Source organism: Streptomyces sp. NPDC127129, assembly GCF_042671585.1.
Taxonomy (GTDB): Bacteria; Actinomycetota; Actinomycetes; order Streptomycetales; family Streptomycetaceae; genus Streptomyces.
On the sequence record NZ_JBHXTV010000001.1, the window covers coordinates 293143 to 313051 of the forward strand.

A 19909-nucleotide genomic window follows, 5' to 3' on the forward strand; every position below is an offset into this window, starting at 1 on the left:
TGCCGGAGGGGGTGGACACGTGACGACGACGGCACACGTTCCTCTGCGCCCTGCGGGCGTGGGGGGCTCCCCGGCGCCGGTGGGCCGGGAGGAACTGCTCTCCCGTCTCGAACGCGTCCTGCACTCCCGCGGCCGCGCACTGCTCACCGGGACCGCGGGCGTCGGCAAGACCGAGGTCGCCCTGGCGGAGGCGGCGCGCGCGGAGGCCCGCGGCGAGACCGTCCTCTGGCTCGCGACCCTGCCCGCCGACCGCGACATACCCGGCGCGGCCGCCGCCGCCCTCGTCGCCTCGGCCGCGGCGACGGTGACCTGGCCGAGATCCGCCGACCCGGCGGGCCCCGTCGGGCCGGAGGCACCCCGAGCCGACACGCCGTCCGACGGTGACGCCGCCCGCCCCTCCACTCCCGTCGACTCCCTGACGGGCGACACCGTTCCCGCCGCCCACCCCGGCCATGGCGGCCATTCCGGAAGCACCGGTCATCAAGGGCATTCCGGGCCGCACGGGGCCACCGGCCGTACAAGCAGCAGCGGCCACCCGGGCCACCCCGAGGGCCCCGACGGATTCCGTACCGCCGTCGGCTCCGTCACCGCGTCCGGGGTCTTCGACGGGCTCCCCGGGCCCCAGCGGACCGCCGTCGCGATGCTGTGCCGCGAGGCTCCCCTCTACGACGGCGGCTGGGACCCGATCGCGCTGCGTCTCGGCATCGCCCAGATCCTGCGGGCCCTCACCGCCCGGGGCCCCGCGCTGCTCGTCGTGGACGGCGTGCAGCACATCGACGCCGACAGCGCCGACCTGCTGCGCTTCGCCCTCCACCTGGCCCCGCCCGCGCTGCGGGTCATCGCCGTCGAGACGCCCGAGGCGTACGGCGCCGAGGACGGCCACGACGCCCGGCTCTGGGTGCCGTCGGAGGCCGACATCCTCCTCGTGCCGCCCCTGCACGCGGACGAGATCGCCGAGCTCCTCATCCACCACCGTCTGCCGTCGCGGATGGCCGGGCGGATCCACAAGGCGAGCGGCGGCAACCCCCGCCTCGCGCTCGCCGTGGGCCGCTCGCTGGCCGACGCGCGCAACACCCCCGTCCACCACGCCGAGGCGCTGACCCTGTCCGGCCGCGCCCGCGACCTGGCGCGGCAGCTCCTCGGCGCGGCGCCGCCCGACGTACGGCAGACGCTGCTGCTCGCGGCTCTCGCGCTGCGCCCCACGGCGGCGCTGATACGGCGGGCCGGGCGGCCCAACGCGGAGGCGGACCTCGCGGCGGCCGAGCGCGCCGACCTGGTCTCGCTCGCCGAGGACGGCACGGTCGCCTTCACCGCCGGGCTCCTCCCCTCGACGCTGGTGCACGACGCCTGCTGGGCCGAGCGCAGCGCCGGGCACGCCGCGCTCGCCGGGGTGGTGGACGATTCGGTCGAGGCGGTGCGGCACCGGGCGCTGGCGACCGACATCCCCGACGAGTCCCTCGCCGCCGAGGTCGCCGCCGCCGCGGATCTCGCGCGGCGCCGCGGCAACAGCGCGCTCGCGGCCGAACTGGCCCTGCTCGCGGCCGAGTCGACGCCCGTCCGGCACGCCACGCAACGGATCACGCGGCTCGTGGACGCCGCCGAGGAGGCCGCGCGCGCCGCCCGCGCCGATCTCGCGATGCGCGCCGCCACGGATCTGCTGGCCCGCGACGCGGCGCCCTCGGACCGGGTACGCGCCCGGCTCGCCGTCCTCGACACCGCGGGGCAGGGGCTGACCGGCCTCGACGAGATGTACGTGCACGCAATGGAGGACTCCGAGGGCGACACCGCGCTGCGGGCGGGTGTCCTTCTCCGACTGGCCGTCAAGTACGTGCTGGCCGACGGGGATCCGCTGCGCTCGCGGGCCGCTGCCGTCGAATCGGCCGCGCTCGCGGCCTCGGTGGGCGACCCCCGGACGGCCGCGCAGGCGCTGACCGTGCAGGCGCGGATGGACCGGGCTCTCGGAGCCTCGGACGCGGAGTCGGTCCTGGCGCAGGCGCGTGGCCTGGAGATGGCCGAGCGTCCGCTCGGAATCCGTAACGCCGCACAGATCCTGACGCTCCGCCACGCGCTCTTCGACGACCGGCTGACCGACGCCCGCGACCAGGTGAACGCCCTGCTTCCGCTGGTGCAGCGGCGCGGTTCGGTGGAGGACACGATCGAGCTGTTCTCCACGCTCGCCGCGATCGAGTCCCGCATCGGGGCCTGCCCGGCGGCGCTCGTCCACGCCGGACAGTCGCTCGCGCTGACGCTGGAAGCAGGCCTCTCCCCCGGACCTGCCTGGTACACCCTCGCGCTCGCGGAGACGGCCGGCGGCAGCTTCGCCCGCGCGGCCAGCTATGCGCGGCGCAGCGTCCAGGCGTCGGAGGAGGAGGGCGACCGGGTCTTCCTCTCCCGCAGCCTGTACGCGCTGGGGCGCGTCCAGCTGGTCAACGGGGACGTCGCCTCGGCCCTGGAGACCCTGCGCAGGGTGCAGGCGAACGAGCGGGCGCAGTCGACCGTCGACCCGTCCATGCTCCGCTGGCACGAGGAGCTGGCGGAGGCCCTGCTCGCCAACGACGCGGCGCAGGAGGCGGTGGAGCTGCTGGACAAGGTGCGTCCGGTGGCCGAGGAGCTACGGCGTACGACCGTCCTGCTCGGCTGCGACCGGGCGTACGCCCTGTACCTCGCCGGGGCCGGACGGACGGAGGAGGCGGCGGAGCTGCTCACCCGCACGGCCGAGCGGTTCGCCGAGGCGGGGCTGCCGCTGGAGCACGGCCGGGCGCTGATCGCTCTGGCTCGGGTCGAGCGACGGCGCCGCCGGCGCTCGGCGGCGCAGAGTGCGCTGCAGTCCGCCGCGACGGTGTTCGAGCGGGCGGGTGCGGCGCCCTGGCTGGCACTGGCGAGCGAGACGCCGGCCGGGGAGGACTCCCTGCCCGCGCTCTCCTCGCTCACGGACGCCGAGCTGCGCCTGGCCCACCTGGTGGGGCAGGGCGCCAGCAACCAGGAGGCGGCGGCCAAGCTGTATCTGAGCGTGAAGACGGTCGAGGCGCGCCTCACCCGGATCTACCAGAAGCTGGACGTGCGCTCGCGGGCGCAGCTGGCGACCGCGCTCCACGGCTGACCCGCCCCGCCGCACCCACGCGAGCCGCACCGCCCCGCTCCCGGAGTCCGCGGGAGGCGGCTGATCGAGTGGCCCGCGGGCCCGGCGCCGCACGCGAACCCGTGATGCGCGGTAGTTACGTCGTATGGAACCGACCGATCCCCCGCCTTCCCCGCCGCATCCCCGTGCGGGCGGACAGCGCCACGAGTCGTTCGCGGACCGCTCCGGTTACGACGAGGACTTCCTGGGCCCGACCGTGCCGCTGCCGCTGCCCGTCCGCGCCTCGGTGGAGACGGTGATCCTGCCGTACACCCACTTCACGGTCGTCTTCCGGCCGGACCGACGGCTCGCCGCCGCGACCGCGGTCTGCATCCAGGGCGGCCGGCCGTCCGAGGACGCGCCGAGCGCGCCGGGACCGAACGGGGTGCACGGGGACGACGTCTGGGAGTTCGACCCGCGCCTGCCCGACGAGCAGCAGGCCGGCAACGACGTCTACCGGAACAACAGCCTGGACCGGGGCCATCTGGTGCGCCGGCACGATCCGGTGTGGGGTCCGGCGGCCGTGGCCGCTCGGGCCGGCACCGACACGTTCCTCTACCCGAACGCGGTACCGCAGTCGGACGGGTTCAACCAGAGCAGACAGCTCTGGCAGGGGCTCGGGAACTACTTCCTGGAGCACGCGGCGGAGTTCGACCGGCGGCTGACGGTGCTCACCGGCCCGGTGCTGCACGACTCGGATCCGCCCTACCGGGGCATCCAGGTGCCGCTGCGCCTCTGGAAGGTGGCCGCGTTCATGCAGGAGGGGGCGCTGGCCTCGTGCGCCTTCGTACTGGACCAGAGTCCCGACCTGAGCCGTGACGCCGAGCGGGCGCTCGCCGGGGCGAAGCACGGCGCGCCGCCGCCGCTCGGCCCGTTCCGTGCCTATCAGGTGCCGGTCTCGGACGTCGCGGAGCTGACGGAGCTGGAGTTCGGTCCGCTGCCGGACGTCGATCTGATGCCGGCGTTCCGTTCACCGGAGGATCGCTGGCGGCGCCTGGAGTCGTTCGACGACATCGCTCTGCAGGGCTGAACGTCCGCCGCAGCGCCATTCGCTTCGCCGGGGTATTCCTTGCGACCCATCGGAGTTCCGATGTCGGCCATCGGGTTCCGCATTGGAAACCTCTCGCCGGCGGGCATAGCGTCGAGGACATCACCGCACCGGCGAACCGACCCTCGGAGTGACCCTGATGTCCACGATCCTTTTCGTACTGACCGGCGCCGACCACTGGACGCTCGCCGACGGCACCGAGCACCCCAGCGGCTTCTGGGCGGAGGAGGCCGTCGCGCCGTACGAGGCCTTCAGGGCCGCCGGCCACGACGTCGTCGTCGCCACGCCCGGCGGCGTCGTCCCGACCGTGGACAAGGGCAGTCTCGCGCCCGAGTTCAACGGCGGCCAGGAGGGTGCCGACCGGGTGGCCGCCGCGCTCGCCTCCATCGACGAGCTCCAGCGCCCGATCAGCCTGGAGGACGTGGACCTGGACGCCTACGCGGCCGTCTTCTACCCCGGAGGCCACGGACCGATGGAGGACCTCTCCGCCGACCGGACCTCCGGCCGGATCCTGGTCGACGCGCTCGATTCGGGCAAGCCGCTCGCCGTCGTGTGCCACGGCCCGGCGGCGATGCTCGCGGCCACGAGGGCCGATGGCACGAACGCCTTCGCGGGGTACGAGGTCACCGCGTTCACCGACGCCGAGGAGACGCAGGCCGGTCTCGCCGACAAGGCCACGTGGCTCCTGGAGAGCCGGCTGGTCGAGGCGGGCGTCACGTTCCGGTCCGGCGAGGCGTGGGCACCGTTCGTCGTCGTCGACCGCAACCTGGTCACCGGCCAGAACCCGGCCTCCGCCGCCCCGCTCGCCGACGAGCTGCTGAAGAAGCTGGCCTGAGGCGCCGCGCTGCTCCTCCGCGCCCTCTGCGGCGGCGGGGGCGCGTCGGTCCGGGGAGGTCGGGGGCACATCCCATGCATAGCAGAAGCTATGCTTCACACCCATGAGGCATAGGGATTCCGATGGCAGCCGAAAGGCCCCGCCAGGCCGGGAGACTCCGCCGGGCCGGGAGACTCCGCCGGGCCGGGAGACTGCGCCGGGCCGGAAGACCCCGACGCGCGCCGGGGCGCAGGGCGCGACGGCGCTGGACCTGAATCTGGTCCGCACCTTCCTCGCCGTGTACCGCTCCGGTTCCTTCACCTCCGCCGCGCAGCTGCTCGGCATCTCCCAGCCCACGGTGACCACCCAGGTCAAGGCGTTGGAGCGGCAGTCCGGCCGGGAGCTGTTCGCCCGCCTGCCGCGCGGTGTCGCCCCCACGCCGTACGCCCAGGATCTGGCGGCGAGAGTCGCCGGCCCGCTCGACGCCCTGGCGGCGGCGACCGGACACGACCCGGCGGCGGGGTCGGTGCCCGCCCCCGTGCACCTGGCGGGCCCGGCGGAGCTTCTCTGCGTACGGGTCCTGCCCGCACTCGCCCCGCTCGTCCGGGACGGCGTACAACTTCGCCTCACGACCGGCCTGACGGACCCTCTGCTCGACGAACTCCGAGCCGGCCGTCATGACCTGGTCATCGCCACCGCCCGCCCCCGCGGCCGGACCCTGGCCGCCGTACCGCTCTCCGACGAGGAGTTCGTGCTGGTCGCCGCCCCGGTCTGGGCCGACCGGCTCGGCGGTGGGGTCGCCGCCGAGGGGCCGGGCGCCCTGCAGGCGGTCCCCCTCGTCACGTACGCCGAGGACCTCCCGATCGTCCGGCGCTACTGGCGTCACGTCTTCGAGCAGCGCCTCGGCCGGCGGGCCGACGTGACCGTGCCGGATCTGCGCGGCGTCCTCGCCGCGGTCGTCGCGGGGGCCGGCTTCACGGTCCTCCCGCACTACCTCTGCCGGGACGAACTGGCCTCCGGGGCCCTCGTGGCCCTCCACGAGACCGACGATCCGCCGATCAACACGGGTTACCTCGTCCAGCGCCCCGGCACCCCGGCCAACCCCCACGTCACCCTGGTCCGGGACCGTCTGCTCGCCCTGGGCCCGGCCTGGTGAGGCCCTTCACTCCCCCGCCGCCTCCCGTGCGATGCGGTCGAACTGCGCGCCCATCGCCTCGGCCAGGGCCTGTGCCGCCGACAGCGGCCTGACCATGACGGTGAAGTCGTCGATCAGTCCGTCCTCGTCGAAGTGGAGGAAGTCGCATCCCTGGATCCGGCGGCCGTTCACGGTCGCGGTGAAGACGAGGGCGTGGTCGCGCCCGTCGGGGTTGGCGATCTCACGGACGTACTCGAAGTCCTCGAAGACACGCATCACCCCCCGGAGGATCGCGGCGGTGATCGCCTTGCCGGGGTACGGCTTGAAGGCCACGGGACTGGTGAAGACGACGTCCTCGGCGAGCAGCGCCACGATGGCGTCCTCGTCCCGGTTCTCGACCGCCTTGCGGAACGCGTGCATGGAGAGCCTCGCAGTACTCAACTAATTGAATAGGTGGGGAGAGGCTAGGGACGGGACGGCCCGTTGTCCAGGCCACCCGGATCCGCATGACCCGCCGCAGGACTCGCCGCACGACTCGCCGCAGGACTCGTCCCCGCCTCAACTGCGCAGATGCGAGGCGCCGTTGAGGTCCAGGATCGTGCCCGAAGACCACTCCGCCTCGGGTGAGGCGAGCCACAGCACCGCCGAGGCGATCTCCTCGGGCGCGGCCACGCGGCCGAAGGGGCTCTGGGCGCGGATCGCGGCGCCTTCGGGGCCTTCCAGGCGGGGCGCGACCCGTTCCGTGGCGAAGAAGCCGGGCGCGACGGAGGCGACGCCGATGCCGTGCGGCGCGAGGGAGACCGCGAGGGACTGGCCCAGCGCGTGGACGGCGGCCTTGGTCGCCCCGTAGGCCGGGTGGTCCGGTTCGCCTCGGAAGGCTCCCCGCGACCCGATGTTGACGATCCGTCCTCCCTTGCCCTGGTCGATCATCCGCCGTGCCGCGAGATGGCTGAGATGCGCCGTGGCGAGCAGGTTCACGGACACGTGCCGCTGCCAGACCGCGACCCACTCCTCGTACGAGGTCTCCGCCAGGGGGTGCCGGGTGTTCACCGCCGCGTTGTTCACCAGGACGTCGATTCCGCCGAGCGCCTCCACGGCCGTGTCCACCACGGCGGCGGCCCCCGCCGGGTCCGTCAGGTCCCAGCCGATCAGGACGTGTCCGGTGCCGGTGAGGGAGTCGAGCGTCTCGCGGGCCTCCTCGGCACGGGAGCCGAAGTGGACGGCGACCCGGTCCCCGTTGGCGGCGAACGCCTGCGCCACGGCGCGGCCCAGGCCCCGCGACGCCCCGCTGACGAGGACGCGGCGGCCTGATGCGGGCAGGTTCATGGGAGTTCGCCTCTCTGACGACGACGTTCGGCGGTGCTGCGACGACACGTTCAGCCTTTCACGAAGATCATCGGGGCGGGGAGGCCGATCGTGGCGGGGACGCCGATCGTGGCGGAAGAGCGCGGTACGAAAGGTGCCGCCCCGGTCCGGCGGACGGTCCCCACGGGGTGGTGCGCGGCTCCTGGGCGGCGGTGCCGGTCGCGGCCGTGAAGCCGACGGGCGCCGTCTGACGGATGATGGAGGGGACCCGCGCGTCCGCGCCGTGGACGTGCAGCGGTGGCGTGACGGCCGCGGGCCGGAGGGGGGTGGAGGAGGATGCGGTCTGGATGAGTGCGGCGGCGATTCCCCCTGCCGGCCAGGACCCGGTGAACCCCGAGTTCGCCGTGGAACCCGGCGGGCTTCTCGATGTGCTCGGGGTGGCCGCCGTCGTCGTGGACGCGAGCGGGCGGATCGTCCTGTGGAGCCCGCAGGCGGAAGCCATCTTCGGATATCCCGCCGCCGAGGCGCTGGGCAGCCCGGCGGCCCGGCTGCTGGTCGAGGAGCGCCACCGCGACCAGGCGCTCTCCCTGTTCGAGCGGGTGATGTCGGTCCGGGGACCATGGGCCGGCACCCCCTGGTCCGGCATCTTCTCGGTACGTCACAAGGACGGCCGGACGATCCCCGTCGAGTTCCGCAACACCAGGCTCCAGGACGACCAGGGACAGCTCTACGCCCTCGGGCTGGCCACCGACGCGGGCACCGCGAGGCGCGTCGAACAGGACCTCGCCCTCTCCTCCCGGCTCGTCGCCCACTCCCCCATCGGCCTGGCCGTCCTCGACTCCGACCTCCGGTTCGTCCTGGTCAACCCCGCTCTCGAGCAGATCGACGGCCGGACCGCCGCCGGCCATCTGGGCCGTACGTTCCGCGAGGCGCTGTCGTCACCGGACGGCGACGCCCTGGAGGCGGCGCTCCGTGACGTGCTGGAGACGGGCATGCCCGTCCTGTCCAGGAGCGTGCGGGGCCCCGACCGGCCCGGCGGCCGGGAGCAGATCTGGTCGGTGTCGCTGTACCGGCTGGAGAACTCGGCGCAGCGTGTCGCCGGGGTCGCCGTCTCGGTCGTGGACATCACCGACCAGCACCACGCCGCCCGGGCCGCCGCACGCGCCAGGCGGCGCCTCGCGGTGATCGCGGACGCGTCCGAGCGGGTGGGCACCACCCTCGACCTGGACCTCACCGCTCACGAGCTGGCGGATCTGGTGGTCCCGGAGTTCGCCGACATCGCCGCCGTCGACGTCCTGGAGGACATCCTGACCGGTCCGCACCCCGGCGGGACGCGGGCCTCGGGTCCCGCCGTGTTCCGCGCCCTGGCGGTCAAGGCCGCGTACGCGACCCCCGCGGAGGAGGCGGCCGACCCGGTCGGCCAGCCCGCCCGCTACGGCATCGAGCGGCTGGTCACCCAGTGCGCCCGCACCGGCCGCCCGGTCCTCGTCGAGCACGTCACGGAGAGTGACCTGACCCGCATCGCCCGTGCCGGGCCCGCGGCCGCGCTGCTACGGAAGGCGGGCGTCCACTCGTACCTCGCCGTCCCTCTGCGCGCCCGCGGCATCGTTCTCGGGGTGCTGGACCTCAAGCGGGCGCGCAACTCCGTGCCCTTCGACCAGGACGACGTCCTGCTGGCCGGGGAGCTGGCGGCCCGCGCGGCCGTGGCCATCGACAACGCCCGCTGGTACCGGCACCAGAGCCAGGCCGCCCTGGCGCTCCAGCGCCATCTGCTGCCGCACGGCCCGGCACGGCTGAACGGCCTCGACGTGTCCTACCGCTACCAGCCGGCCTCCGAGGCGGTCGAGGTCGGCGGGGACTGGTTCGACGCGATCCCGCTCCCGGACGGCAAGACGGCCCTGGTCGTGGGCGACGTGATGGGCAGCGGGATCAAGGCCGCGGCGACGATGGGCCAGGTGCGCACGGCGGCCCGGACGCTCGCCGGGCTGGGACTGGCGCCCTCCGTGGTCCTGACCCAGCTGGACCGGACGGTGGTCGACCTGGACGAGATGGCCACCTGCCTGTACGCCGTGTACGACCCCGAGCGGGGAACCTGCCGCCTCTCCAACGCAGGCCATCCACCGCCCGTGCACGTCCCGATGGGCCTGCCACCCCGGTTGCTCGACCTCTCGACGGGTGCGCCGCTGGGCGTCGGCGGCGTCCCCTTCGAGACCGAGGAGATCGATTTCGCGGCGGGCGACGAGCTGGTGCTGTACACCGACGGCCTGGTGGAGACCCGTGACCAGGACATCGATGTACGGCTGACGGCCCTCACCGACCTTCTCGGTCAGTCGTCCCTCCCCCTGGAGGAGACCTGCGACCTGCTCCTGGGCGCGCTGCGGGGCCCCGGCGACCACGACGACGTGGCGTTGCTGATCGCCCGGGCGGAGCCGCCGCACGAGGGCGGACAGAGCCGGGAGGAGGAGGCCCCGTGAACGAGACGTCCTTCCCGGGTGACAGCCTCCTGCCCTTCCCCGAGGGCACGGCCGGGGCGCTGCTCGACGGCCGGGGGCGGATCAGCGGCTGTTCGCCGGAGGCCGGGGCGCTGCTCGGCCGGTCCGCCGCCGATGCCGTCGGCCGCCCGGCGCACGAGCTCCTGGCGGACCCCTCGGCCTGGCCGACGCTCGTGGCGGCGTACACACGAGGGGAGGCCGGCGGCGAGACCGTGCTGCGCGGGGGCGGGGGCGAGGACGTCCCCGTCGTCTACCAGGCCTTCGCCCTCGCCGCCGATGACGAGGGGGAGGGCGGCGAGAGCGCCGGCGGGACGGGCGGGGGATGTCTCGTCCTCGCCGTCCCCACACCGGTGGCCGCCCGCTGGCACCAGGACCGTGCGTTCGTCAGGGAGCTGTTCCTCCAGGACCGCGTGGGGCTCGCCGTCTTCGACGCGGAGCTGCGACTGCTGCGGACGAACACCCACCTCCTTCCGTACACGGGTGTGCCGCGCAACCTCCAGGGCCGGCGGCTGAGCGAGTTCCTCTGGCCCGGGGACGCGGCGTCGATCGAGAAGAAGCTGCGCGAGGTGCTGCGCACGGGCCGGCCGTCGGTCGGGACGGAGGAGATCCTGCGGACCGTCGAGGACCCGGCCGGAGGGGTGGTCATCTCGATCTCGGCCTTCCGCCTGCAGGCACCCGACGGCCAGGTCCTGGGCGTCACGGGCCTCTTCACCGACGTCACCGAGCTGCGCCGGTCGGGAGAGCGCCTCGCACTGCTGCACCGCGCGACGGCGAACGTCGGCGGTTCGCTCTCGGTACGGGACACCGGCAGGGAACTGGCCGACGCTCTGGTGCCGGGCCTCGGTGACCTCGCCGTCGTGGAGATCGCGGACGCGGTGATGCTGGGCGAGGAGCCGGTGCCCGACCGCGAAGGGCGGCTGCGGCTCCGCCGTACGGCGGTTGCGGGGCAGCCGGCGGCCGGCGCCGGCGCCACGCGGGCGGGCACCGCCCTCGTGGCCGTCGACGCCGTGGACACCGTCAACGCCGTGGACACCGTCGACAGCGCGGGCGCCGGTGCGGGCGCCGGCGGTGTCGGCGGGTACCCGACGTTCATGACGGCGCCGCTGCGCGCCCGGGGGATGGTCCTCGGCCGGGTCTCCCTGGGCAGACACCCGGACCGCGGCGCGTACGAGGACGCCGACCGGGACCTGCTGCGCGAGATCGCCGGCCGGGCGGCTCTCGCGCTCGACAACGCACGGCGCTTCACCCGCGAGCGGCGGGCGGCGCTCGGCCTCCAGCGCAGCATGCTGCCGCCCACGCAGAGCGAGACCACCGCGGCGTCCACATCGGGCGTCTACCTCCCCGCCGACACCACGACCGGGGTCGGCGGAGACTGGTTCGACGTGATCCCGCTCTCCTCCGCGCGGGTCGCCCTCGTCGTGGGCGACGTCGTGGGTCACGGTCTCGCGGCCACGGCCACCATGGGCAGGCTGCGCACGGCGGTGCGCACCCTCGCGGATCTCGACCTCGAACCCGACGAGCTGCTCGCCCATCTCGACGACCTGGTCACCCAACTGTTCGCCGAGCCGGAGGAGTCGGACGGCGGGTCCGAGCCTGACGGACGCGATCCCGGGGACACGGACGGGGACGGCGACAGCGACGGGGACACCGACGACGACCGCGACGAGGGCTGGCACATCGGCCACCCCTCCTCCCCCACCGGCGCGACCTGCGTGTTCGCGATCTACGACCCGGTCTCCCTGCGGTGCTCGGTGGCCTCCGCCGGCCATCCGCCGCCCGCCGTGGCGGACCCTGAGGGCCGTGTGTCGTACCTGCCCGTCGATCCGGGTCCCCCGCTGGGTGTCGGCGGGCTGCCCTTCGAGACGACGGAGGTCGAGCTGGCCCCTGGAAGCGTCCTCGCGCTGTACAGCGACGGACTGATCGAGGGGCAGGACGGCGACCTGGACGCGGGCATGGCCGACCTCGCCGCCCGGCTGGGCCGTCCCGGGGCCCTCGCCCGGCCGTTGCGCGAACTCGGCCGGGAGATCGCCACGGCCCGCCGCGGCGACGGCGGCGGGCACCAGGGCGCGAGCGACGGCCACGGACCCGGCGAGAACCAGAGCCGGGGCCAGGGCCAGGGCCAGGGCGAGGGACTGGGAGACGACGTCACCCTGCTGCTCGCCCGCACCCGGGCCGTGCCCGCCGAGGACGCGGTCTCCTGGCCGATCGAGGCCGACCCGGCGGCGGTCGGCACCGTACGGGAGGCAGCCACCGCCCAGTTGCGGGCGTGGGGACTCGAAGAGCTCGTCTTCACCACCGAGTTGGTGCTGAGCGAACTGGTCACCAACGCCATCCGGTACGCCGGAGGGCCGATCGAGGTACGGATCGTCCGCGCGGGCCGGCTGATCTGCGAGGTCTCCGACCCCAGCGCCACCCACCCTCGGATGCGCCGGGCGCGGTTGACCGACGAGGGCGGTCGCGGTCTCTATCTGGTCGCGCAGCTCGCCACCCGATGGGGCAGCCGCTACAGCCGCGCCGGCAAGACCATCTGGGCGGAACAGGACTTCCCGCCGCCCGTCGCCACGGAGTGACGCGACGGCTCGCACCACCGCGTCACGAGCCGCACCACCGCGTCACGGTCGCCACCACCGCGTCACCGGCCACACCGCCGCGTCACGGACCGCTCAACTCGACTCGGGGGCCAGGACCACGAAGTCGGCGTTCGACGGGTCGACACAGACGGCGAGCCGGCCGACGCCTTCCGCGTCGTCCGGTCCCATCTGCACGGTGCCGCCGTTCTCGACGACCTTGGCGACCGCGGCATCACAGTCGGCGACGCCGAAGACCGGGTGCCAGTACGGCTTTCCGCCCGTGAGGACCAGGTCCTTCGCGGTCAGCTTCATGAGGCCGCCCTGCATGCGTTCCTCAGGGAGTCCGGCCGGGGTGATGAGGGTGTACGTACCCCCGCCGCCGGGCATCGCCATGTCGCCGTACTGCCAGCCGAAGACCCCGCCGTAGAACTCCTTCGCGGCCGCGTCGTCGGTGGTGTACAGCTCGGTCCACGAGAGCGAGCCCGTCTCGTCGACGAGTTCGACGCCCTTGTTCGTGCCCGGCTGCCAGACCGCGAACTGTCCTCCCTGCGGGTCGCTGAACTGGGCCATCCGGCCCCACTCGTCGAGGTCCATCGGAGGAACCCGGACCGTTCCGCCCGCCCGCTCCACCGCCTGGAGCGTGGCGTCCGCGTCGGCGACGGAGTAGTAGATCATCCAGGCCGAGCGCGCACCCTCCTCGGTGAGTTTGCCGAGCCCGCCGACGATCTTTCCGTCCTTGCGGAACATCCCGCCTTCCATGTCCTCCCCGACGTCCATGGATTCGTACTCCCATCCGAGCACGGCGCTGTAGAAGCGGGCGGCGGCCGGGACGTCGGGGGCTCCGAGGTCGAGCCAACAGGGGGAGCCGGGTACGAAGTCGGTGGTGATCATTGCTGTGACCTTTCGCAGTTCCGATACGCCCTTCAGCCTTCCACCGGACCCCGGCGATCGCCCGTCGAGTGCCCGTCCGTCATCCAGGTGCCGTACCGCACCGGCCGTGGCGGTGGACGGTGGCGCGGCACCGGCCGGGCCGGCCCCGGCCGCCGGATTGAGTTCCGGCCCGGCCGCGGGTCTCATGGGTCGTAAGGACGCCGTACGGCGCCGCCCCCGGCACGAGCACACCGCGGAGGACACCATGCCGCTGACGTCGGACCGTTCCACCGGTGCGCTGCCCGGGCGCCCGCCCGTGGTCGACCTGGCCACCTGGCAGGCCGCCCGTGACGAACTCCTGGTCCGCGAGAAGGCCCACACCCGCGAGGGCGACGCCATCGCCGCGGCCCGCCGCCGGCTGCCGATGGTGGAGTTCGACGGGACGGTCGAGGTCGTCGGACCGGACGGCCCGGTCCCGTTCCTGGACCTCTTCCAGGGGCGCGACGAGCTCGTGGTCTACAAGCACATGTGGTACGACGGCGCTCCGCACCAGGGCCAGTGCGAGGGCTGCACGACCACGGCCTGGCACATGAAGGACGCGGTCTATCTCCACGCGCGCGGCGTCTCGTTCGCCGTGCTGACGACGGGCCCGTGGGACGAGGTGGCGGCCTACGTCGGGTTCATGGGCTACACCCAGCCCTGGTACTCGGTACGCGACGTGGCGGAACCGGTCGGCGGGGACATGGGCTCCGTCGCCTGCTTCCTGCGCGACGGCGGCCGTACGTTCCTCACGTACTCCACGACCGGACGGGGCAACGAGCCCGTCAACGGGTCGCTGGGCCTGCTCGACATGACGCCCTACGGCCGCCGCGAGGGGTGGGAGGAGAACCCCGAGGGCTGGCCCGAGGCCCCCGACGCCGGGTCACCGGTCGGTGGGCACGGTGCGCCGATCTGCTGGTACTGGCGTACGGACGCCGACGGTGTCGCCACCTGGGGGCCGACCGGCCGGCCCGTACCGCAGTGGACCCGCCCCGGCGCGACACCCGTGGAGACGCTCGGCCGGCGCGGCGACCCCCACTGACGACCCGGGGGCTCGCGCTCAGACCCCCGCCGCGTCACCGGCCGACACCGGCGGGGCGGCCTGAAGCTCCCCGGCGGCCTCGGCCGCGCTGTACGCCGACGCGAAGGTGAACGCGCGCGGGGAGGGCCCGTTCGCCCGCAGCTCGGCCAGCCGCTCCAGCGCCTCGCCGACGGTCGGAAGGTGCCCGGCGGGAACCCACCAGAGCACCAGGTGGGCCTCGACGTGCCGTTCGAACCATTCGCGCCGCCGCCGCATCACCTCGAGGTGGCCGCTGCGGTAGGCGAAGTCCCACAGGGCTTCCTGCGTCCGCCACACCGACAGGTTGACGATGACGTCCTCACCCGCGGGGCGCAGGCCGGTGGCGTCGGCCGCTCCGTCCTCCACGAGCCGCCACACGAAGCCCGGGGCGCCGTCGGCGGCGGCGTTGACCGGATCCAGCAGCTCGACGAACGGCGCGATGCGCGGGTCGTCGAAGGGGTGACGGAGCGTCGCGACGTTGAGTTGGGCGAGGTGGGCGGCAGGAGGCGTGGATGCGGTCATGACCTCATCCCAGCACGGCCCGCTTTTCTATGTCAATCATCATTGTCTTTAGAACCCTCCACGACCACGCAGCACTCCCCCGGCCGCGCGTCCATGCGGGCGCGCACGGGACCGTCCGTGCCGAGCAGCCCCTCCAGCAGCGCGAGATTCATACCGCAGACGAGCGGCGGGAAGCGTTCCGCGACGGCATGGAAGGGACAGTTGCGCATACGGACGACGGGCCCGGTCTCCCCGGGCTCACCCTCGGCACCCGCCCCCTTGGCACCCTCGCCCTCGGTGCCGCCCGCCTCGACGCCCTCCACATGCGGTTCGTAACCGCGGGCGGCCAGCACCTCCATGGCCTCGTCCAGGCTCCCGCAGGGCGCCGCCGAGCCGCGCAGCGCCTCGCCGCGGCGGCGCGCGGCGGCGCAGAGCCCGGCGTCGAGTCCGGCCTGCTCCGCGGCCTCGGCGAGCAGTTCGGCCGCGGTGCGGTAGTCGCGTGCGGGCAGCGACACCGATCGCTCGGCCGGCGCCCGCGTGTACACCTTGGCGGGCCGGCCGGCCCCCGGCCCCGTGCGGCCCGTCAGCCGGCGGCTGCCGCTCTCCAGGAGACCGGCCTCGGTCAGCTTGTCCAGATGGTGCGCGGCGAGCGTGCGCGCCACGCCGGTCGCCTCGGCGGCCTCGTTGCGGCCGACCTCGCGCCCCTGCGCGGCCACGTACTCGTACAGTCGACGCCGCACCGGATCCTGCAGCATCGCGATCGCGTTGATGTCCTCCACCTGGCCATTCTAGGAACGACACGGGTTGGAGATAGAAGGGCGGACCGGCCCGCGCCGAGCACCCCAATACCGTCCCGTACCGGCCACGCGCAAGACATCGACGGGTAAATCCTGGCCGACGCACTAGACTGGCGGGCTGTTTGGCGTCGGAAGGGAACAACCTGGGCAGACCCGGGCTCCACCGGCTACCCGGACGTTGCCGGGAACGAGACACGAGGTCCGATGGCAGCCACACCTGAGCACGGTGAGACCACTCTGCTCCACGACGAGGACGCGTGGGAGGAGGAGACCGGCAAGTTCGCCCGGTTCTCCGCCGGGCCCGCGGCCCCGGTGCGCACCCTCGTCGACATCTTCGAGGCCTCCGTACGGGCCTACCCCGACGAGCTCGCCCTCGACGACGGCAGTGGCCGCCTGACCTACCGCGCGCTCGCCGCCGAGGTCGAGCGCCGGCGGCGCGCCCTGGTGGACGCCGGTGTGGGGCTCGGCGACCGGGTCGGCGTCCGCGTGCCCTCCGGGACCAACGAGCTGTACGTGGCCGTCCTCGCCGTCCTCGCCGCGGGCGCCGCCTACGTACCGGTCGACGCCGAGGACCCGGACGAGCGGGCCGAGCTGGTCTTCGCAGAGGCCGGGGTACGCGCCGTCGTCGGCGCCGGGCAGCGCATCGACACCGTCGCACCCGGGACGGCCGGCCCCGTGGGGGCCCGTACCCCCGGCGCCACCCGCCCCAGCCCCGAGCACGACGCCTGGATCATCTTCACGTCCGGGTCCACGGGCAGGCCCAAGGGCGTCGCCGTCAGCCACCGCAGCGCCGCCGCGTTCGTGGACGCGGAGGCCGCGCTCTTCCTCGTCGAGGAGCCGATCGGCCCCGGCGACCGGGTGATGGCGGGTCTCTCCGTCGCCTTCGACGCCTCCTGCGAGGAGATGTGGCTGGCCTGGCGCTACGGTGCCTGCCTCGTCCCCGTCCCCCGCTCCCAGGTCCGCAGCGGCGCCGACCTCGGCCCCTGGCTGGTGGAGCAGGAGATCACCGTGGTCTCCACCGTGCCGACCCTGGCCGCGCTCTGGGAGCCGGAGACCCTCGACGAGGTCCGGCTGCTGATCTTCGGCGGCGAGGCCTGCCCGCCCGAGCTGACCCAGCGTCTCGTCACCGAGGGCCGCGAGGTCTGGAACACGTACGGCCCCACCGAGGCCACCGTCGTCGCCTGCGCCTCCCTCCTGACCGGGGAGGAGCCCATCCGGATCGGCCTGCCGCTGAACGGCTGGGAGCTGGCCGTGGTCGACGAGTCCGGCGAGCCGGTGCCGATGGGCGGCAGCGGTCAGCTGGTGATCGGCGGCGTCGGACTCGCCCGCTACCTCGACCCCGAGAAGGACGCCGAGAAATACGCCCCGCTGGAGTCCCTGGGCTGGGAACGCGCGTACCGCAGCGGCGACCTCGTCCGCGCCGAGCCGGAGGGACTGGTCTTCCTGGGCCGCGGCGACGAGCAGATCAAGCTCGGCGGCCGCCGCATCGAGCTGGGCGAGGTGGACGCCGCGCTCCAGGCCCTGCCCGGCGTCGCCGGCGCGGCCGCCGCCGTCCGCACCGCGCGCAGCGGCAACCAGCTGCTCGTCGGCTACCTGGTCACCCAGGACGGCTGGGACCACGCGGCGGCGGTCGAGCGGCTGCGCGCCGAGCTCCCCGCCGCGCTCGTACCGCTGCTGGCACCCGTCCCCGAGCTGCCCACCCGTACATCGGGCAAGGTGGACCGGGACGCGCTGCCCTGGCCCCTGCCCGACCTGGAGACCACCGGTCCCGCGGAGCAGCTGTACGGCACCGAGGCCTGGCTCGCCGAGCAGTGGAGCGAGACGCTCGGCGTGGCCGTCACGGGCGCGGCCGACGACTTCTTCGCGATCGGCGGCAACAGTCTCGCCGCCGCCCAGCTCACCACCCGGCTGCGCACCCGCTATCCGAGCGCGGCCGTCGTCGACATCTACCAGCAGCCGACCCTGCGCAAGCTGGCCCGGCGTCTGGAGAGGTCCGTCCAGGACGACGGCGCCGCCCGGACCGTCGAACCGGTTCCGTTCCGGTCCGGGGTCGTGCAGACCGTCCTGTTGCTCCCGCTCTTCACGGTGGTCGGGCTCCGCTGGTCGGTGGCGCTCCTCGCCCTGGGCAACGTCCTGCGGTGGTTCGGGTCCTACCCCTGGGCGCCGACCGCCTCGTGGTGGCTCGTCGCCGCCGGCGCGGCGCTGCTCTTCAGCCCTCCCGGCCGGCTCGCGATCGCCGCCGGCGGCGCGCGCCTGCTGCTGCGCGGGGTGAAGGCGGGACGCCACCCGCGCGGCGGCAGCGTCCATCTGCGGCTGTGGACGGCCGAGCGCCTCGCCGAGTGCGTCGGCGCGACCTCGCTCACCGGATCCTGGCTGGAGCGTTACGCACGGGCGCTCGGCGCCAAGGTCGGCCCCGACGTCGACCTCCACTCGCTGCCGCCCGTCACGGGCATGCTCAAGCTCGGCCGCGGCTGCGCCGTGGAGTCCGAGGTGGACCTGTCCGGCTACTGGCTCGACGGCGACCGGCTGGAGATCGGCCCGGTCAAGGTCGGCGCGGGCGCGGTGGTCGGCACCCGCAGCATGCTCTTCCCCGGGGCGCGGGTCGGCAAGCGGGCCGAGGTGGCCCCCGGGTCGGCCGTGGCCGGGCAGATCCCGACCGGGCAGCGCTGGGCCGGAGCGCCCGCGGGCAAGCTCGGCAAGGCGAAGCGGAACTGGCCCAAGGAGCGGCCGGTGCGCGCGCTGCGCTGGCGTGCGACGTACGGCGTGACCGGCTTCCTCCTCACGGCTCTGCCCGTGCTCGCCGCCCTGCCGGCGCTGCTCGTCGCGAGCCGCTTCGTCCCGGCCGGCGCCGGGCTCGCCGAGGCGCTGCCGGGGGCGCTGCTCGCGGTGGTGCCCGGGGCGCTCGCCTACGGGTTCGCGTACGCGTCGCTGGTGCTGGTCTCGGTCCGGCTGCTCAGTCTGGGCCTGCGGACCGGAAGCCATCCGACGCACAGCCGGGTCGCCTGGCAGGCGTGGACCGTCACCCAGCTCATGGACCTGGCGCGGGAGACGCTCTTCCCTCTCTACGCCGGGCTGATCACCCCGGTCTGGCTGCGGCTGCTCGGGATGAAGATCGGCCGGGGTGCCGAGGTGTCGACGGTGCTCGCGCTGCCGAGCCTCACCACCGTCGGCGAGGGCGCGTTCCTCGCCGACGACACCCTGACCGCGCCGTACGAGCTCGGTGGCGGCTGGGTGCGGATCGGTCACTCCGAGATCGGGCGCCGGGCGTTCCTCGGCAACTCCGGCATGACCGCGCCGGGCCGCACGGTGCCCGACGACGGCCTGGTCGGGGTGTTGTCGGCGACGCCGAAGAAGGCCAAGAAGGGCAGCTCGTACCTGGGTCTGCCCCCGGTCAGGCTGCCGCGGGCCGCCGCCGACTCCGACCGGAGCAGGACGTACGACCCGCCGGCGCGCCTGCTGTGGGCGCGCGGCCTTGTGGAGCTGTGCCGGCTCGTTCCGGTGTTCTGCTCGGCCGCCCTGGCGGTACTGACCGTGGCGGCGCTCAGCGCCCTGGCCACCACCGCCCTGGGAGTCTGGGGCACGGCGCTGCTGTCCGGGGCGGTCCTCCTCGCCGCCGGTGCGACCGCGTGTCTGGTCTCGGCGGCGGCCAAGTGGCTGCTCGTGGGCCGGCACCGGACGGGCGAGCACCCGCTCTGGTGCGGCTTCGTGTGGCGCAACGAACTGGCCGACACCTTCGTCGAGGTGCTGGCCGTGCCGTGGCTGATCGGGTCGGTGCCGGGTACGCCGCTGATGGCCCTCTGGCTGCGCGGGCTCGGGGCGCGGATCGGCCGGGGTGTGTGGTGCGAGAGCTACTGGCTGCCCGAGACGGACCTGGTCGTGCTGGGCGACGCGGTCAGCGTGAATCGCGGCTGTGTGTTGCAGACACACCTCTTCCACGACCGGATCTTGAGGACGGATACTGTGGTCCTCCGCGAGGGCGCCACCCTGGGCCCGGGTGGAATCGTCCTGCCGGGCAGCTCGGTCGGGGCCCGCAGCACGCTGGGGCCGGCCTCTCTCGTGATGGCCGGGGAATCCGTCCCCGCCGACACCCGCTGGCTGGGCAATCCGATCGAGGCTTGGCGGGCCTGAACGGGCAGTACGAGCACGGCACAGCACAGGGC

12 protein-coding genes and 1 pseudogene are annotated in these 19909 nt (G+C 74.2%); 8 read left to right on the top strand and 5 right to left on the bottom strand.

Annotation, left to right across the window (positions count from 1 at the left end; translation table 11 throughout):
* Nucleotides 1–58 precede the first annotated feature (58 nt).
* The 4 genes and pseudogenes from ACFVGW_RS01230 to ACFVGW_RS01245 form a co-directional block, all read left to right on the top strand.
* Nucleotides 59–3202: pseudogene (locus tag ACFVGW_RS01230) on the top strand (LuxR C-terminal-related transcriptional regulator); the annotation flags it as partial.
* A gap of 22 nt (nucleotides 3203–3224) precedes the next feature.
* On the top strand, nucleotides 3225–4148 hold the full coding sequence (locus ACFVGW_RS01235; protein ID WP_385850240.1) for a DNA/RNA non-specific endonuclease: 924 nt from the start codon (nucleotides 3225–3227) through the stop codon (nucleotides 4146–4148).
* A 157-nt stretch (nucleotides 4149–4305) separates the two neighbouring features.
* A complete protein-coding gene (locus ACFVGW_RS01240) occupies nucleotides 4306–5001 on the top strand; it encodes a type 1 glutamine amidotransferase domain-containing protein (protein ID WP_385850241.1) in 696 nt (231 codons plus the stop codon).
* Between the two features lie 103 nt (nucleotides 5002–5104).
* Nucleotides 5105–6136, top strand: coding sequence for a LysR family transcriptional regulator (locus tag ACFVGW_RS01245; protein WP_385850242.1), 1032 nt, complete (start codon nucleotides 5105–5107; stop codon nucleotides 6134–6136).
* A 6-nt stretch (nucleotides 6137–6142) separates the two neighbouring features.
* Here ACFVGW_RS01245 and ACFVGW_RS01250 read toward each other — a convergent pair whose 3' ends face one another.
* Entirely contained in the window at nucleotides 6143–6535 is a 393-nt protein-coding gene (locus tag ACFVGW_RS01250) for a nuclear transport factor 2 family protein (protein WP_352192072.1), read from the bottom strand.
* A gap of 138 nt (nucleotides 6536–6673) precedes the next feature.
* Nucleotides 6674–7441 carry an SDR family NAD(P)-dependent oxidoreductase gene (locus ACFVGW_RS01255; protein WP_383291465.1) on the bottom strand — a complete coding sequence of 256 codons (768 nt, stop codon included), beginning with the start codon at nucleotides 7439–7441 and terminating at the stop codon, nucleotides 6674–6676.
* 326 nt (nucleotides 7442–7767) lie between these two features.
* Here ACFVGW_RS01255 and ACFVGW_RS01260 point away from each other — a divergent pair, with 326 nt between their 5' ends.
* Together ACFVGW_RS01260 and ACFVGW_RS01265 are read left to right on the top strand one after the other, a co-directional pair.
* On the top strand, nucleotides 7768–9894 hold the full coding sequence (locus ACFVGW_RS01260) for a SpoIIE family protein phosphatase (protein WP_385850243.1): 2127 nt from the start codon (nucleotides 7768–7770) through the stop codon (nucleotides 9892–9894).
* Nucleotides 9891–12482 carry a SpoIIE family protein phosphatase gene (locus tag ACFVGW_RS01265; protein WP_385850244.1) on the top strand — a complete coding sequence of 864 codons (2592 nt, stop codon included), beginning with the start codon at nucleotides 9891–9893 and terminating at the stop codon, nucleotides 12480–12482. The genes ACFVGW_RS01260 and ACFVGW_RS01265 overlap by 4 nt, the downstream gene beginning before the upstream one ends.
* A gap of 93 nt (nucleotides 12483–12575) precedes the next feature.
* On the opposite strand, the gene ACFVGW_RS01270 is transcribed toward ACFVGW_RS01265, so the two are convergent.
* Nucleotides 12576–13373, bottom strand: coding sequence for a VOC family protein (locus ACFVGW_RS01270; RefSeq protein WP_385850245.1), 798 nt, complete (start codon nucleotides 13371–13373; stop codon nucleotides 12576–12578).
* A gap of 244 nt (nucleotides 13374–13617) precedes the next feature.
* Here ACFVGW_RS01270 and ACFVGW_RS01275 point away from each other — a divergent pair, with 244 nt between their 5' ends.
* Nucleotides 13618–14433 carry a DUF899 domain-containing protein gene (locus tag ACFVGW_RS01275; RefSeq protein WP_385850545.1) on the top strand — a complete coding sequence of 272 codons (816 nt, stop codon included), beginning with the start codon at nucleotides 13618–13620 and terminating at the stop codon, nucleotides 14431–14433.
* Between the two features lie 18 nt (nucleotides 14434–14451).
* On the opposite strand, the gene ACFVGW_RS01280 is transcribed toward ACFVGW_RS01275, so the two are convergent.
* Nucleotides 14452–14973 (bottom strand): DUF3291 domain-containing protein, encoded by a 522-nt coding sequence (locus ACFVGW_RS01280; protein ID WP_385850246.1) that lies wholly within the window; start codon nucleotides 14971–14973, stop codon nucleotides 14452–14454.
* A gap of 32 nt (nucleotides 14974–15005) precedes the next feature.
* A complete protein-coding gene (locus ACFVGW_RS01285; RefSeq protein WP_385850247.1) occupies nucleotides 15006–15731 on the bottom strand; it encodes a helix-turn-helix transcriptional regulator in 726 nt (241 codons plus the stop codon).
* Nucleotides 15732–15953: 222 nt separating this feature from the next.
* Between ACFVGW_RS01285 and ACFVGW_RS01290 the strand changes: the two genes are divergently transcribed.
* Nucleotides 15954–19877: a Pls/PosA family non-ribosomal peptide synthetase gene (locus ACFVGW_RS01290; RefSeq protein ID WP_385850248.1), complete on the top strand. Its 3924-nt coding sequence runs from the start codon at nucleotides 15954–15956 to the stop codon at nucleotides 19875–19877.
* The last annotated feature ends 32 nt before the right edge of the window (nucleotides 19878–19909 follow it).